Annotated in this window: 12 protein-coding genes; 6 read left to right on the forward strand and 6 right to left on the reverse strand. The window is 69.5% G+C overall.

Translation table 11 applies throughout. The annotated features are described in order from the left end of the window. Positions 1 to 83: 83 nt before the first annotated feature. Positions 84 to 2243, forward strand: coding sequence for a phosphocholine-specific phospholipase C (locus tag ACAH41_RS21310; RefSeq protein ID WP_325650310.1), 2160 nt, complete (start codon positions 84 to 86; stop codon positions 2241 to 2243). An 8-nt stretch (positions 2244 to 2251) separates the two neighbouring features. Here the strand turns inward: ACAH41_RS21310 and ACAH41_RS21315 are convergent, their stop codons facing one another. Next, positions 2252 to 2425 (reverse strand): hypothetical protein, encoded by a 174-nt coding sequence (locus tag ACAH41_RS21315; protein ID WP_325650337.1) that lies wholly within the window; start codon positions 2423 to 2425, stop codon positions 2252 to 2254. 139 nt (positions 2426 to 2564) lie between these two features. Between ACAH41_RS21315 and ACAH41_RS21320 the strand changes: the two genes are divergently transcribed. From ACAH41_RS21320 to ACAH41_RS21330, 3 genes are all read left to right on the forward strand, one after another. Further along, positions 2565 to 3977, forward strand: a complete 1413-nt coding sequence (locus ACAH41_RS21320; RefSeq protein ID WP_325650312.1) for a PLP-dependent aminotransferase family protein — start codon at positions 2565 to 2567, stop codon at positions 3975 to 3977. 99 nt (positions 3978 to 4076) lie between these two features. Continuing rightward, positions 4077 to 4349 (forward strand): YlcI/YnfO family protein, encoded by a 273-nt coding sequence (locus tag ACAH41_RS21325; protein WP_325650314.1) that lies wholly within the window; start codon positions 4077 to 4079, stop codon positions 4347 to 4349. After that, entirely contained in the window at positions 4346 to 4660 is a 315-nt protein-coding gene (locus ACAH41_RS21330; protein ID WP_325650316.1) for a type II toxin-antitoxin system RelE/ParE family toxin, read from the forward strand. Before ACAH41_RS21325 ends, ACAH41_RS21330 begins: the two co-directional genes overlap by 4 nt. Before the next feature lie 76 nt (positions 4661 to 4736). Here ACAH41_RS21330 and ACAH41_RS21335 read toward each other — a convergent pair whose 3' ends face one another. Genes ACAH41_RS21335 through ACAH41_RS21350 form a run of 4 tightly spaced genes read right to left on the reverse strand, consistent with a single transcriptional unit; the run spans position 4737 to position 11016 of the window. Further along, positions 4737 to 5501: a hypothetical protein gene (locus tag ACAH41_RS21335; RefSeq protein WP_325650318.1), complete on the reverse strand. Its 765-nt coding sequence runs from the start codon at positions 5499 to 5501 to the stop codon at positions 4737 to 4739. A gap of 10 nt (positions 5502 to 5511) precedes the next feature. Further along, positions 5512 to 7929, reverse strand: a complete 2418-nt coding sequence (locus tag ACAH41_RS21340) for a hypothetical protein (protein ID WP_325650320.1) — start codon at positions 7927 to 7929, stop codon at positions 5512 to 5514. Between the two features lie 4 nt (positions 7930 to 7933). Further along, positions 7934 to 10210, reverse strand: coding sequence for a hypothetical protein (locus ACAH41_RS21345; RefSeq protein WP_325650322.1), 2277 nt, complete (start codon positions 10208 to 10210; stop codon positions 7934 to 7936). Positions 10211 to 10239: 29 nt separating this feature from the next. Beyond that, positions 10240 to 11016 (reverse strand): hypothetical protein, encoded by a 777-nt coding sequence (locus tag ACAH41_RS21350; RefSeq protein ID WP_325650323.1) that lies wholly within the window; start codon positions 11014 to 11016, stop codon positions 10240 to 10242. A gap of 92 nt (positions 11017 to 11108) precedes the next feature. On the opposite strand from ACAH41_RS21350, the gene lplT reads away from it, so the two are divergent. Continuing rightward, a complete protein-coding gene (gene lplT / locus ACAH41_RS21355; protein ID WP_325650324.1) occupies positions 11109 to 12419 on the forward strand; it encodes a lysophospholipid transporter LplT in 1311 nt (436 codons plus the stop codon). 50 nt (positions 12420 to 12469) lie between these two features. Here the strand turns inward: lplT and ACAH41_RS21360 are convergent, their stop codons facing one another. Then, on the reverse strand, positions 12470 to 13741 hold the full coding sequence (locus ACAH41_RS21360; protein ID WP_370538457.1) for a glycosyltransferase family 4 protein: 1272 nt from the start codon (positions 13739 to 13741) through the stop codon (positions 12470 to 12472). 149 nt (positions 13742 to 13890) lie between these two features. Between ACAH41_RS21360 and ACAH41_RS21365 the strand changes: the two genes are divergently transcribed. Further along, entirely contained in the window at positions 13891 to 14514 is a 624-nt protein-coding gene (locus tag ACAH41_RS21365) for a hypothetical protein (RefSeq protein ID WP_370538458.1), read from the forward strand. Positions 14515 to 14520: the final 6 nt, after the last annotated feature.

Consider the following 14520-nt stretch of genomic DNA (forward strand, 5'->3'; position numbering starts at 1 on the left):
TCACCGCTGGTTGACAAGCTGGGGATGCCGCTGGCCCGGTCGCTCGGCTACCGTGGCCGGCAACGACCGAACCGAGGTATTTCATGAGCGCAGTCGACCGCCGCCAGTTCCTGCAAACCGCCGCGGCCGCTGCCGCCAGTGCCGGCGTGCCCGCCGCCATTGCCCGCGCGCTGGCCATCCCGGCGCACAACGCCACGCGCAGCATCCAGGACGTGCAGCATGTGGTGATCCTGATGCAGGAGAACCGCTCGTTCGACCATTACTTCGGCCTGCTGCCCGGCGTGCGCGGCTATGGCGACCGCTTCACCATCCCGCTGCCCGGTGGCAAGACGGTCTGGCAGCAGAGCAACGGCGTGCGCACCGTGATGCCCTATCACCTGGACAGCAGCATCGGCAACGCCCAGCGCGACGGCGGCAACCCGCACAGCTGGCATGACGCGCAAGGCGCCTGGGGGGACGGCCGGCTTTCGCACTGGCCGCTGTTCAAGACCAACCACGCGATGGGCCATTACGCCGAGGCCGAAGTGCCGTTCCAGTACGCGCTGGCGAATGCCTTCACCGTCTGCGACGCCTACCACTGCAGCCTGCACGGCGGCACCAACCCGAACCGCCTGTTCCTGTGGACCGGCAGCAATGGCGCACAGCCCGCCGGCGTGGCGGTCGTGGTCAACGAATGGGACGGCATGGAAGCGCCCACCAGCGGCTACCAGTGGACCACCTACCCCGAGCGCCTGCAGCAGGCCGGCGTGAGCTGGAAGCTTTACCAGAACCTGCCGGACAACTTCACCGACAACCCGCTGGCCGGCTTCGTGCCCTATCGCCAGGCCAACCTGGACGTGGGCAACCAGCCCGATGGCTCGCCCTATCCGGCCTACACCCCGGCGATGGACGCGCTGAACCCGCTGGCCAAGGGCACGACCAACACCATGCCAGACGGCGGCTTCCTGCAGGCGCTGCGCGACGACATTGCCGCTGGCGCGCTGCCGCAGGTGTCGTGGATCGTCGCGCCAGCCACCTACTCCGAACACCCGTCGCCGTCCTGCCCGGCGCAGGGCGCCTGGTACGTCGAAGAGGCGCTGAACGCGCTGACGGCCAACCCGGACGTGTGGAGCAAGACCGTGCTGCTGGTCATGTTCGACGAGAACGACGGCTTCTTTGACCATGTGCCGCCGCCCGGCGCGCCTTCGCTCAACTCGGACGGCAGCGAGGCCGGCGCGTCCACCGTGGACGTCAGCGCCGAGCGCTTCACCCAGCCCGCGCCACCCGGGTCCAAAGGCCAGCCCAAGCCGGACAAGGGCGTGTTCGGCATGGGCCCGCGGGTGCCGATGATGGCCATCTCGCCCTGGAGCCGTGGCGGCTGGGTCAACTCGCAGGTGTTCGACCACACCTCGGTGCTGCGCTTCCTCGAAGCCCGCTTCGGCGTGGCCGAGAGCAACATCAGCCCGTGGCGCCGCGTGGTCGCTGGCGACCTGCTGTCGGTCTTCAACTTCTTCGACCCCAACACCGAACAGCCGCCGCAGATGACGCTGCTGACCAAGGCTGGCGTGGACGCACTGCGGGTGCAGCAGGAAGCCCTGCCCAAGGTGCCGGTGCCCAGCGAAGCCACGCAGACCGCGCCGGTGCAGCCCGCCGGCGTGAAGCCCTCGCGCGCGCTGCCGTATGCACTCGCGGTGCAGGCCAGCCTGGTCACCGGCAGCTCGCCCAGCCTGTCGCTGAAGTTCGTCAACAACGGCAGCGCCGGCGCCGTGTTCCACGTGTATGACCGCCTGCACCTGACCCGGCGCCCGCGCCGCTACACCGTGGGCGCCGGCCTGTCGCTCTCGGGCAGCTGGCCGCTGGCCAAGGACAAGGGCCAGTACGACCTCTGGGTGCTGGGCCCCAACGGCTTCCACCGGCAGTTCAGCGGCACGGCTTCAGCCAGCGCAGCGCCGGTTGTCAACGTCAAGGCCAAGCCGCAGGGTCAGTCGCTGCAGGTTCACCTCAGCAACCCGGGCAGCAGCGCCTGCACCGTGGTCATCCAGCCGCTGGCCTACCGCCAGGACGGCCCGTGGAGCGTCGTGCTGCCCGCCGGCGGCGAGCAGACTTGGCTGCTGGACCTCAGCAGCTCCCAGGGCTGGTACGACCTGCAATTCAGCGTCAGCGGGCAGCCCGCCAGCAGCTGGTCCCGCCGCGCCGCCGGCCGCCTGGAAACCGGCGCGCACAGCATCAGCGACCCGGCGATGGGGGCGGTGACGCTGCGGTGATGGTTGCGTCATTTCTTCTTGTTCTTCTTCGCTTGATCGTGATGCCACTTGATGGCGAAGAACATGCCCGTGCCGAACACGACTAGCTTGAAGGTCACGAAGACGATGGGGATCCATTCCATTTTGGGGTACTTCCAGGCGATTGCTTGACACTGACGATCTTGAGAAGGCGCTTCATTCAAGGCCGATGAAGCGCCACGACACCCTTCGCACAGACCGGGTCGGACGCATGACCGGACCCAGCTTTCAGCGCAGACTGTGCCAAAAACCGCGCCCAAAGCCCAGGCTCAGATCCTGAGCAGAAAAAGCGGATCAGAGCCCATGAAGCGCTACGAAGCCATCGCCCATGAGATCGCGGAATCGATCGCCGCCGGCCAGCTGAGCGTGGGCCAGCGCGTGCCTTCGGTGCGCGAGGCCAGCCGCAGCCGCGGCGTGAGCCCGTCCACGGTGTTCGAGGCCTACTACCTGCTCGAAGCGCGCGGCCTGCTCGAAGCGCGGCCGCGCGCCGGCTATTTCGTCAGCCCCGCCGTGGGCCGGCAGGTGGAGCCAGAGAGCGCCAGGCCGGCAGTGAGCGATCAGCCCGTGGCTGTCTCCGAGCTCGTCTTCCAGGTGCTCGGCCACACCAGGAACCGCACGCTGGTGCCGATGGGTTCTGCCTTCCCGAGCCCCGCGCTGTTCCCGCTGCCCAAGCTGGCCATGGCCACCGGCAAGGCGCTGCGCAGGCTCGACCCGTGGCGCACGGTCGAGGACCTCTCGCCCGGCAGCGCCGCGCTGCGCCGCCAGATCGGCCTGCGCTACCTCGGCATGGGCTGCGGCGTGGAGACCGAAGAACTGGTCATCACCAACGGCGCGATGGAGGCGCTGAACCTCTGCCTGGAGAGCGTGACCCAGCCGGGCGACCTGGTGGCCGTTGAATCGCCGACCTTCTACGCCGCGCTGCAGGCGCTGGAGCGGCGCGGCCTGCGCGCGGTGGAGATCGCCACGCACCCGCGCACCGGCATTGACGTGGCAGCGCTCGCCACCGTGCTCGCCCAGCATCCCGTCAAGGCCTGCTGGCTGATGCCGAACTTCCAGAATCCGCTCGGCAGCCTGATGCCCGATGGCGCCAAGCAGGCGCTCGTGGAGCTGCTCGCACAGCATCGGCTGCCGCTGATCGAGGACGATGTCTACGGCGAGCTCTACTTCGGCGCGCACAAGCCACGGCCCGCGAAAGCCTGGGATCGCCAGGGACTGGTGATGCACTGCAGTTCGTTTTCGAAGACGCTGGCGCCGGGCTACCGTGTGGGCTGGGTGGCCGCAGGCCGCTTCGCGCGCGAAGTGGCGCAGCGAAAGCTGATGAGCTCCCTCGCCGCGCCGCTGCCCTCTCAGGAGGGCTTGAGCGAGTACCTGGAACATGGCGGCTATGAGCGCCACCTGCGCCAGCTGCGCGCCACGCTGGCGCGGCATCTGCACGTGGTGCAGCGGGCCATCGCCGAGCACTTCCCCGCCGGCACGCGGGCCACGCAGCCGGAGGGCGGCTACTTCGTGTGGGTGGAACTGCCGCCGCAGGTCGATGCGCTGGAACTGCACCGGCTGGCCCTGTCGCAGGACATCAGCCTCGCGCCGGGCCAGCTGTTCTCGGCCGACCGGCGTTTCAGCCATCACGTGCGGATCAATTTCGGGCATCCCGATCATCCCGGATTCGAGCAGGCGCTCCAGACGGTCGGGACGATCGCCAGCGCGCTGATGCGGTAGCGAACGGCTGCTTGATGTGTTCGGCGTCCACCAGAAAGCCGAGAAGCCACCGGCCAACACCGGCTTGAGCATGTAGTGCGCCCGCACTACACTTCGCGCATGAAAACCGCCGTCATTCCGCAAGTGCGCGTCGAGCCCGAGTTGCGCGCCGATCTCGACGCTGCGCTGCTGCCCGGAGAGACCCTGACCGATTTTGTCGAGACCGCGGTTCGCAACGCCGTCGAATTCCGGCGAATGCAAACGGACTTCGCTGCCCGTTGCGACGCCTCGCTGGCGAACTACGAACGCACCGGGATTTCCGTCGCGGCGGATGTTGTCCTGTCGAAACTGGAGGCGAAGGTCGCAGCGCGGGTGAAACAGCTGCGCAAATGACGTTCAAAGTCGAGTTCACCCCCGAGGCGGATGCCGATCTGGATCGTCTTTTTGACTTTCTGCTGGCCCGCGCCGAGACGGTCGAGCAGGCCATGCGCGCTCAAGACGCCATCGAGGTGCTCCGCACGGTGGCCAACAGCCACCTCGCGACCACGCCCTACAGCTACCGCAAGGTGGGTGCCCGCCCATCGTTGCGCGAACTCATCGTGCCCTTCGGCGCCACTGGATACGTCCTTCGCTTCGACATCCGCACCCCCGAGCTGGTCCTCGTGATCGGCGCGCGTCACCAGCGCGAAGAGGACTACCACTGACCCTGACCGAGATTGCGCAGCTGGCCGAACAATTCGGCGCTGTGTTGCTCACCGAGTCCAGCATCGGCGCGATGACTCAAGGTTGGGAGGCGGCGCTGGCTGCGCTGGTGGCAAGCGCTGTTCGCTCGGGATCGCTGCGCAACTCCAGCCCGTCACGCGGAATGGCTCGGGCTTGCTTCAGGTCCACGTCGAACAGCGCAATATGCTCGGGCGAGCTATCCAGCAAGTAGCCATGCGCAATGGGTTTGTCGTCGCGCAGCAGCGTGACGCAGCGGGGTTTCGAGGCAGCGCAGCCCTTCCTAAATTCCAGCTTGCTTTGCTCGGCACCGGCCAGGCCTGCTGACTCCCCCAACGCTCCGAGGAGGACGATGGCCAGGTAAATCAGCAACATTGCCAGCAGCGCCGACATGCTGCCAATGAAAGTAAACAACGCGACCTTGATGAGGCGCCGAACCCAGGCCTTGCTGGCCTGCAGCCACCGTCGCAAGCCGTCGCCTTCGGGGCCTGGCGTGCTGAGCAGGAAGAAGTACGCCACCAAGGCGGCAACGGCTAGCAAGAACCGACCGAGGTTGTTCCAGGCAAACGAGAACAGCCAGCTCAGCCGGTTGAACACGCCATAGAAGCCGTGGATCAACATCCAGTCCAGCGACTTCGGGAACAAGTCTGCATCCAAGCCCCAAGCGGCGAGGTAGTTGTTGTGACGAATGCTGCCAACGGTGTGCAGCACCACGGTGCTGATCCCGACAATCAAGGTGGAGAGGGCGGCGGCGTGTTGCCAAGTGAGCAGTGGTGGTGGGGCGGTGTCAGGTGCCGAAGGCGGAGTGTTGACAGGCTTGCTCATCGAGATGGATTCAGTAGTAATACTTCGTCTTCGCCGCCCACTCGCTTTTCGGCCACTGCTTGTGCAGCAGCTGGAAGGCGTCTTTCGAGTCGGTGGCGGGGTCGTCCTTGGGGCGGGGGTGGGCGGGCACGCCGCGGCATTCCATGCGGGTGCTGGCAATGAAGAAGTGCAGGGCTTTGGGGGCTTCGGGGTCCGCCGTGTGGCTGCGGGCCCAGGCGAGCAGCGGCGGGCCGAGGTATTCGCTGCGCAGCGGCAGGGCCTGGAGCCTGGCCCTTTCGGCCTGCGCTGCGTCGCGCTCCGCGGCGCTGAGGAAGGCGGGGCCGGCGAGGTGGGTGGGGTCGGCGGTGGTGTCCGTGTTGGCGTAGGTGATGCAGCCCCAGGACTGCTGCAGGCCCTGGTCGTTGACGACGGCCGGGTCCAACTCGGGTGTGTTGGCCCAGATGACGACGGCTGCTTCGCGTTTGGCGGCCGGGCTGGTGGCCGCGGCGTAGCGGTCCCACAGGGGCTTGGTGGTAGAGCGCGGGGCGGCGAGCAGCGGCGCCATGTCGTCTGCACTGGCCCAGTCGCCCAGCAGCACGGCGCGGGTCCAGATGACCTCGGCCAGGCGGGTGGTTTCAGTGCCTGGCATCGCCGGGGCGCGCTGGGCCAGCTTCAGGACCGACAGCGGCAGGTTGCGGTAGAGGCGCAGCGCGAAGTCGTCGGCCGGTTGGAACTGCGGGGGTGGCGGTTCCGGATTTGAGGTGCCTTTTTCGGCGGTGCGGTCGGCGTCGATGATGGGTTGTCCCGCCTCCTCGGTCGGCACGCGGCGTGGCACCGCGGCGAGGAAGCCGGCCAGCGTCGGTGCGCTGAGCATCTTCAGGCCCAGCCATCGGTTGCGCGTGGCAATGCTCATCGGCTGCTTCGCATCGGCCAGCATCGCCGTGATGCCGGCGTCGGCCGCGGCGCCCTGGCCCTGCTCGATCTGCAGCCGCGCGAGGTGGTAGCGCAGGTGCTGGTACAGCGGCGAGGTGGCCGGCACGGCGAGGGCTGCGCGCTGTTCGGCTTCGGTCAGCACCCGCTCGGGCGGCATGCCGGCACCGGCCGGCCGCGCCAGGGCCAGCAGCGGCGCCAGCCACAGGCCGGCGGGCGCCTTGCTGTCCTTGGCCGCCGACTGCCGGGCCAAGCTTGCGGCCAGGCGCTGCAGCGCGCCGCCTTCGAGCGCGCCACGGTCTGCGGCCTCGCGTTCGGTGGCATCGTCCGCCGGTTGCTGCGACGCCGGGTCCGCACCGGTGGGGCCATCCTGGCTGGCCTGCATCAGGCCGATCCAGCGCGTCATCGGGTCCGGCGACTGGGCCAGCTGCTGCGGCGAGAGCCCGTCCAGCAGCCGCAGGTAGTCGCCCAGCGCGGCGATGGTCTGCCGGTTCATCGGCGCACTGGCCAGCTGTTGCCCCAGCTCCTGTGCGCGCTCGCGCGGCCGCAGCCGCGCCTCCACCCAGCCCACCAGCGCGGCCGCCGCGGGCTGGGTGGGCGCCAGCGCCAGCAGTTCCTGTCGCGCGGTGCTCAGCGGTTGGCGCCAGCCGGTCTCGCTGCGGTCGGGCTGGCGTTCCGGCCCGATGGCCAGCGTCGCCTGGCGCACCAGCGCACGTGCCGCGAGGTAGGCGCCCAGCGGCTGCCAGGGCGAGGTGCCGTCCTTGGCAATGGCCTGGAAGCCGCTGCGCGCGGCCGGGTACTGGCCGGCGTAGAACTGTGCTGCGGCGAACTGGTAGGCGCGGTCCTTCGCCAGCCAGGCCGGTGCGCCAGCGGTCAGCGCGGCGGGCAGGCGTGGCGGTGGCGCCGGCTGGCCGGGGCGGGCGTCGTCGGGCGCGCAGTTGGCAAAGACCTGGTCCTGCTGCGCAAGCCACACGCCGCCCCAGGCCGGCCAATCCGGCAGGCGCTGGCGTGTGGCCAGCGTTTGCGCGGCGCGTGCAAAAGCATCCGCCGGGCAGTTCAGGTAGCTGCTCCAGTCCTCGGTGCTGCGTTCGGTGCCGATGCGGGCTGGCGCCGCCGGCCGGTTCGCCGAAGGCAATGCGGCAGCGGCCGAATCCCGAGCCGCCTGCCAGGCCTTGAGCATGCTGTCCGCGTTGTCCGTCTCCATCGAAATGCCATGTGACCAGGGGCCTACGCGCCACGCGTTCAGGTCCAGCGCCTTGACCTCTTCGGCGCTCAGCGGGTGGCCGTTCGCGGCACGCCAGGCCAGGAACAGGAAGATGCGCCAGTGGCTGCCCGGCAGCACGCCCAGCCGGCCCGCTGCATAGGCCGGCAGCTCGCTGGCCGGCACATGCCATTCGGGCGTCAACGGGCTTTCGGCAAAGCCGTCGCCGCCGCTGGCGTGTGTGAGGGCCGGCAAGCTGAGCAAGCTGGCCAGCGCGGCGATGGCCAACGGCCTGGGACGCAATGAGGTGCGGCGCATGAGGTCAGTAGTAGTACTTGGTTTGTTTGGCCCATTCACTCTTCGGCCACAGTTTGTGCAGCAGCTCGAAGGCTTCACGCGGGTGTGCGGGTGGCGGCGCATCGGGATGCGCGGGGTCGTAGCGGCGGCACTCCTTGCGGGTGCTGGCGATGAAGAAGTGCAGGGCCTTCGGGGCTTCGGGGTCGTCTCGGTGGGCCTTGGCCCAGGCCAGCAGGGCCGGTGCGAGTGCGGGATTGCGGTCCTTCAGCGTGCGCAGCTGGCGCAGCTGCTCGGCAGCCTGTGCGCGCTCGGCGGTGGACAGGAAGGCGGGCGCAGGTCCGGGCGCTGCCTCGCTGCCGTCGCCCTGCTGCGGCAGCGACCAGCCCACGCTGTTGCATTCGCCGTAGGCCTGTGGGTCCGGCAGGTTCAGCCCGGGGTGCAGCTCGGGTGTGTTGACCCAGATCACGGTGGCGGCGTCGCGTTTGTCGGCCGGGGTGCTGGCGGCCTTGAAGCGGCGCCACAGTTCCTGGGTGGTGCCGCGCGGGCGGGCCAGCTCGTCGACCAGCGAATCCGCCACGGCCCATTGGCCCAGCAGCACCGCGCGGGTCCAGATCACCTCGGTCAGGCGCTGGCGCTCGGTGGCCAGTTCCGGCGCCTGGCGGATCGCCATCAGCATCGCCAGCGGCAGCTGGTGGTAGAGCGGCCAGAGGAAGTCGCCGTCCAGGCCGACGATGGGCGCGGCGGCCTGCGGGGTGTCGCGGCTGGCGCGGTCGGCGTCGATGATGGGCCGGCCCAGCGGCAGCACGATGCGGCGCGGCGCGGTGGCGAGAAAGCCCGGCAGCGTGCTTGCGCTCTGGACCTTCAGGCCGAGGAAGCGGTTGCGCGTGGCGTCGCCCATCGGCTGCTTCGGGTCGACCAGCAGCGCGGCGAGTTCCGCGTCTGCCGCAGCGCCGTCACCCTGCGCGATGCGCAGCCGCAGCAGGTGGTAGCGCAGGTGCTGGTACAGCGGCGAGCTGGGCGGCACGGCCAATGCGGCCTGGCGCTCTTCTGTGCTCAGCAGGCGCTCGGGCGGCACCTTCGGGCCAGGCGGCAGCGCCTGGGACAGCAAGGGCACCAGCCAGACGGGGGCGTGCGTGGCCTGCCACTGCGCCCGCGCCACGGCCAGCGCTTGGCTGCGCAGCGCGGTGCCGGTGAGCGGGTCCTGCACGGCCGCGATCTGCATTTCGGCCTGGAGGGTCATTGCGTTGCCCTGGTCGACCATGGCCTGCATCACGCCGATCCAGCGGGTCATCGGCTCGGCCGCCGCCACCAGGCGCTGCGGCGGCAGCGGTGCCAGGCTGACCAGGTAGTCGTTGAGTTCTGCCTGCCGCCTGGCATCGAAGCGGCCGTGGTCGAGCTGCAGTGCCAGCGCCTTCAGGCGTTCGGCAGGGCGCAGACGCATGTCGATCCAACCGACCAGGTCGGTGGCCGGCGGATAGGCCGGCGCGAGCCGCACCAGCTCGGTTCGCGCGACGCCCAGCGTCTCGGCAATCCAGCTTGGCTCGCTGCTGGCCTGGGGGCGGAAAGACACCTCGCGGATCAGGCAGCGCGCAGCGAGGTACGCGGCCAGCGTGTGCCATGACGAGGTGATGTCTTGCGCCACAGCCTGAAAGCCGGCGCGGGCGGTGGCGTAGTCGCCTTGGTAGAAGTGTGCCGCGGCCAGTTGATATGCGTGGTCCTGTCGCAGCCAGCTCGGCGCCCCGTCAGGCGGTGGGGCGGGCAAAGCTGCATCAGCCTTGCCTCGGCACTGGGCGAACACCTGGTCCTGCTGCGTCAACCAGCGCCCCCCCCAGGCGGGCCAGGCCGCGCCGAGCTGCTGGCGCTCGGCGAGTGTCTGGCGGGCGCGCACAAAAGCGTCCTGCGCGCAGTTGGTGGTCAAGTAGCTCCAGTCGCCACGACCGGCATAGGTCCAGGGATCGTCCACAGTCAAAGCCGCGGGGCGGCTCGCCGGAGGCAAGCCTTCAAGCGCGGCTTGACGGGCCTGCAGCCATGCACCCACCGCAGCGCCGACGTCGCTCGATGGTCTTGACTGCCAGCCGTTGATGGTGAGCGACTGTGCCTCCGCCGGGCTCAGTGCTTGAGCCTGGGCAGCGCGCCAAGCGAAGAACAGGTAGATGCGGCTGTAACCCGGTTGCAGCACGCCGAGCTGGCCTCCCACATAGCCAGGCAGCGCGGAGGCGTCGACTGCAGAAGTTGGCGCGAAGACGCTGTCGCTGAATTCGTCACCCCCGCCGCTGGCCCAGGTCGACGAGGCGATCAGCATCCAAGTCGCGTGAAGCGCGATGCGCAAGCTCAGAGCGAGGCGCTGGCGGCGGGCAGTTGTTGCCATTGTTCGGGTGTCCAGGAGCGGGGAGAGAAGTAGTAGCGGCGCGGGGTGCGCAGCGCGGGCATCGGCTCGTCGGTGGCGCTGCCGGCGGCGGCCTGGCAGCGGGCGCGCGGGAACTGGCCGCGGCGGGCCAGCAGGGCGCGGATCTCGGTGTCGTCGCTCGCCATGCGGAAGGCCATCGGCACAATCTCGTCGGCCGGGATGTGGGCCAGCCAAGCGTCGCCTGCGCACCAGGAAGCGAGCGCGGTCATCGAAAGTGCCACGTCCGGCGGCAGGCGGCGGCGCAGCTGGCTGACGACCTCGGCCAGGAACGGGCGCTGCGAGCGGCCGATCTCGAAGTCGAGCTGCAGCACCTTGGCGCCAGTGCTGCGCTGCAGGTCCAGCGCTTCTTGAATGACACGTTCGCGCTGGTCGTCACTGAAGCGCGGCGGGCGGCGCCAGATCAGGTCCACGTGCAGCACCGGCAGCAACACCGTGCCGGGCGAGACCTGCAACGCCTGCCCGCGGGGCCGCACGAGGGTGTGCCGGCCGTCCAGCTCGATGGTGCGGGCCAGCCAGGCCACGCCCACGTCCGCCGGCAACCCGCGCAGGTCTTCCGGCCGCTCCCAGGCCCACAGCATGCGCGGCGGCAGCGTGGCCAGCGCGGGGTGCAGGTGGCGCGGTCCGCAGCTGGCGGACAGGCTGAGCAGCACCGGCACCAGCAGCAAGGCCAGGCCCAGCCGCAGGAGCGTGAGACGGAGCATGGCCGGCACTATATCGACGCGGTCCCGTCACCGCCTTGTCACGGCGCTGGCACGCGGCGCCGGTCCAATCCGGCCACCTTCAAGCCGTCTCCATGCCACCACGCTTCCACCTGCTGATCGCCGCGCAGTTCACCTCGGCGCTGGCCGACAACGCCTTGTTGATCGTCACCATGGCGCTGCTGGCCGAGCAGGGGCAGCCGGCCTGGTGGGCGCCGCTGCTGAAGTTTGCGTTCACGCTGTCGTATGTGCTGCTCGCGCCCTGGCTCGGCCCGCTGGCCGACGCGATGCCCAAGGCCAGGCTGATGGCCTGGATGAACGGCGTGAAGCTGCTGGGCATTGGCGGGTTGCTGCTGGGGCTGCACCCGGTCGCGGCCTATGCGGTGGCCGGCCTGGGGGCGGCGGCCTATGCCCCGGCCAAGTACGGGCTGGTGACCGAGTTGGTGCCGGGGCCTCGGCTGGTGGCGGCCAACGGCTGGATCGAAGTCTCCATCGTTGGCGCCGCGCTGCTGGGCACGGTGCTGGGCGGTGCGCTGGTGGCCGAACCGCTGCGCGCGAGTGCGCTGGCGCAGTGGGCGCATGCGCTGGCGCTGGCGGGCGACTGGCCGCTGGCCTCGCCGCTGCTGGTCTCGCTGGGCGGGCTTTTGCTCACCTATGCGCTGGCCGCGCTGCTTCAACTGGGTGTGCCGGACAGCGGCGTGCGTTACCCGCGCGCGACGCTGCATCCGCTGGCGCTGGTGCGAGACTTCCGCGCTGCCAACCGCCGGCTGTGGCGCGACGGTGCTGGCGGCTTGTCGCTGGCCGTCACCACGCTGTTCTGGGGCGTGGGCGCCACGCTGCAATTCGCGGTGCTGCGCTGGGCCGTGGAACGGCTTGGCCTGCGGCTGGACCAGGCCGCCTACCTGCAGGCCGTGGTGGCGCTGGGCGTGGTGGCCGGGGCCGCGCTGGCCGGCCGCTGCGTGCCGCTGAACCAGGCCATGCGGGTGCTGCCGGCCGGCGTCGCACTGGGCAGCCTCATCGTGTTGATCGCGCTGCAGGACACGCTGCTGCCTTCGCTGCCGCTGCTGGCGCTGGCTGGGGCGGTGGGCGGCATCCTGGTGGTACCGATGAATGCGCTGCTGCAGCACCGCGGCCATGCGCTGCTGACGGCCGGCCGCTCGATTGCGGTGCAAGGCTTCAACGAGAACCTCAGCATCCTGTTGATGCTGGGTGGCTATGCCGCGCTGATCGCATCAGAGGTGCCTCTGGTTCCGCTGATGAGCGGCTTCGGCCTGGCGGTCTCGGCGGCCATGGGCTGGCTGATCTGGCGCGGCCGGCGTGCCGAGGTGCACGCGGCGCGCAGCAGCTTGCTCGATGCCGCCCCCAAGGTCCGGGCTTCGCCCGGCCCGCCCCCCCGAGGGGGATGAGGAAACTTGGGGCGGCCCGGCGTTTCCTCAGGCGCCATGCGCTCTTGCGTTCAGGCGCGCAGCGAACCGAAGCCGGCCGGCGGCAGCGCGTGCACTGTCTCCAGCGGCCGCTGCAGCAGGCCGTGGTACATGTGTTCGATGCTGGCGACGATGCGGTCCCAGCCCAGCGTCTCGGTGGTCGCCGTATCATTAAAAAACAAAACGCGCAGGCCTTCTCTGTCGGCCGCCAGCGAGGCGGCCATGCGCACGAATTCGGACGGGTTGTTCATCGGCGCCAGCAGGCCGCTGAGCTGCGGGCGCACCAGCTGGCTGGCCGCGGCGTAGTCATAGGCCAGCACCGGCAAGCCGCTGGCCAGCGCCTCGGGCGTCACGTTGCCGAAGGTCTCGGTGAGGCTGGGGAACATGAACAGGTCGCCGCTGGCGTAGTGGGCCGCCAGGTCGTCGCCATGGCGCATGCCGGCGAAGACGGCCTGCGGGCAGCGGGCCTGCAGGTCCTTGCGCGCCGGCCCGTCGCCCACCAGCACCAGCTTCGCGCGCGGCTGCACCTGTCGCACCGCCTCGAAGGCCTGCATCAGCGTGCCCAGGTTCTTCTCGGCGGCCAGCCGGCCCACGTGCACCACCACCAGATCGCCCGGCGCGGCACCCCAGCTTTCGCGCAAGGCCTCGCTGCGGAAACGTGGGTGGAACAGCTGCGTGTCCACGCCGCGCGCCACGACCATCACGTTGCGGAAACCGTAGTCGGTCAGCGCCTGGCGCAGGCCCTCGTCGGGCGTCATCGTGCACTGCGTCAGGTTATGGAACTTGCGCAGGTAGGCCATGATGGGCTTGTGCAGCCAGCCCACGCCGTAGTGCTTGCTGTAGGCGTGGAAGTTGGTGCGGAAGTCCGAGCACACCGGCAGCTTCAGGTGCACCGCGGCCTGCAGCGCGGACCAGCCCATCGGCCCTTCTGTGGCGATGTGCACGACATCCGGCCGCCGCACCGACCACAGCTTCACCAGCGTGCGCTTGGAGGTCAGCCCCATGCGCAGCTGCGGGTAGCGCGGGATCGGCAGGCCGCGCATCAGCACCTCGTGGAATCCCGGCGCGTCGCTGCCCTGCTCACCACGGCGCTGTCCCGGGCGGATCAGCTGCACCGCATGGTTGCGCGCGCGCAGGCCCTCGACCACGCTGGCAATGGTGCGCGCCACGCCGTTGACTTCCGGCGGGTAGGTCTCGGTCACGACCGATATGCGCAGCGAGCGGCGCTCGGGCGGGTAGTCGTCCACGACGATGTCATCGGGCGCCATGTCCAGTTGCGCAGCCAGCAGCTTCTTGGGGGTCATCACGCACGTCTCCATTGCAAGATGTTGCGATGGCAATGCAACAGCGCGATGACGGCACCACGGCAGCACCGACACCGTGCTGTCACGCGCGTTTCACGGCCGCTTCATCTGCCGGACGCATGCTGCCGCACCGTCAATCGAAGGAGTGCATGTCCGTGCCTGTCGTCCGCGAGTTCCTGGAGACCCTGCGCGTGCAGCGTTGGGATGACCACCGCTACTACCACCACAGCCGAATCAACCAGTCGCTGCACCTGCTGAGCGCCTGCAGCTTCGTGGTCGCTTATGCCCTGCTGTTCGTCGACCCGGCCATGGCCGCGCTGCTGGCCTGGGGTGTGTCCATGACCAGCCGCCAGGCCGGCCACTTCTTCTTCGAGCCCAAGGGCTACGACCAGGTCAACCAGGCCACGCACGAGCACAAGGAAGAGATCAAGGTCGGCTACAACCTGCGCCGCAAGGTGGTGCTGATGGCCGCATGGGCGCTGGCCCCGGTGCTGCTGTGGCTCACGCCGTCACTCGGCGGCCTGATCGAGCCGGCGACCGACACCGCAGGCTACATCCACGACGTCGGCATCTTCTGGCTCGCACTCGGCGTGGGCGGCCTGATCTTCCGCACCGTGCACCTGTTCTTCCTGTTCAACGTGCAGACCGGCCTGGCCTGGATGACCAAGATCCTGACCGACCCCTTCCACGACATCCTGCTGTACCGCAAGGCCCCGCTGGCCCTGCTGCGCGGCGAATGGATAGACCCGCATCACGCGCAGCATTCGCGGTGATTGAGC

Source organism: Ideonella sp. (genome assembly GCF_041287625.1).
In the GTDB taxonomy this organism is placed as follows: Bacteria; Pseudomonadota; Gammaproteobacteria; order Burkholderiales; family Burkholderiaceae_C; genus Ideonella.

What these genes read in the sequence shown, in the direction of transcription:
- ACAH41_RS21365 (WP_370538458.1), top strand. Translation starts at nt 13,891, where the DNA reads ATGTCCGTGCCTGTCGTCCGCGAGTTCCTGGAGACCCTGCGCGTGCAG.
- ACAH41_RS21325 (WP_325650314.1), top strand. Translation starts at nt 4,077, where the DNA reads ATGAAAACCGCCGTCATTCCGCAAGTGCGCGTCGAGCCCGAGTTGCGC.
- ACAH41_RS21310 (WP_325650310.1), top strand. Translation starts at nt 84, where the DNA reads ATGAGCGCAGTCGACCGCCGCCAGTTCCTGCAAACCGCCGCGGCCGCT.
- ACAH41_RS21345 (WP_325650322.1), bottom strand. Translation starts at nt 10,210, where the DNA reads ATGCTGATCGCCTCGTCGACCTGGGCCAGCGGCGGGGGTGACGAATTC.
- ACAH41_RS21320 (WP_325650312.1), top strand. Translation starts at nt 2,565, where the DNA reads ATGAAGCGCTACGAAGCCATCGCCCATGAGATCGCGGAATCGATCGCC.
- ACAH41_RS21350 (WP_325650323.1), bottom strand. Translation starts at nt 11,016, where the DNA reads ATGCTCCGTCTCACGCTCCTGCGGCTGGGCCTGGCCTTGCTGCTGGTG.
- ACAH41_RS21360 (WP_370538457.1), bottom strand. Translation starts at nt 13,741, where the DNA reads ATGACCCCCAAGAAGCTGCTGGCTGCGCAACTGGACATGGCGCCCGAT.
- lplT (WP_325650324.1), top strand. Translation starts at nt 11,109, where the DNA reads ATGCCACCACGCTTCCACCTGCTGATCGCCGCGCAGTTCACCTCGGCG.
- ACAH41_RS21335 (WP_325650318.1), bottom strand. Translation starts at nt 5,501, where the DNA reads ATGAGCAAGCCTGTCAACACTCCGCCTTCGGCACCTGACACCGCCCCA.
- ACAH41_RS21340 (WP_325650320.1), bottom strand. Translation starts at nt 7,929, where the DNA reads ATGCGCCGCACCTCATTGCGTCCCAGGCCGTTGGCCATCGCCGCGCTG.
- ACAH41_RS21330 (WP_325650316.1), top strand. Translation starts at nt 4,346, where the DNA reads ATGACGTTCAAAGTCGAGTTCACCCCCGAGGCGGATGCCGATCTGGAT.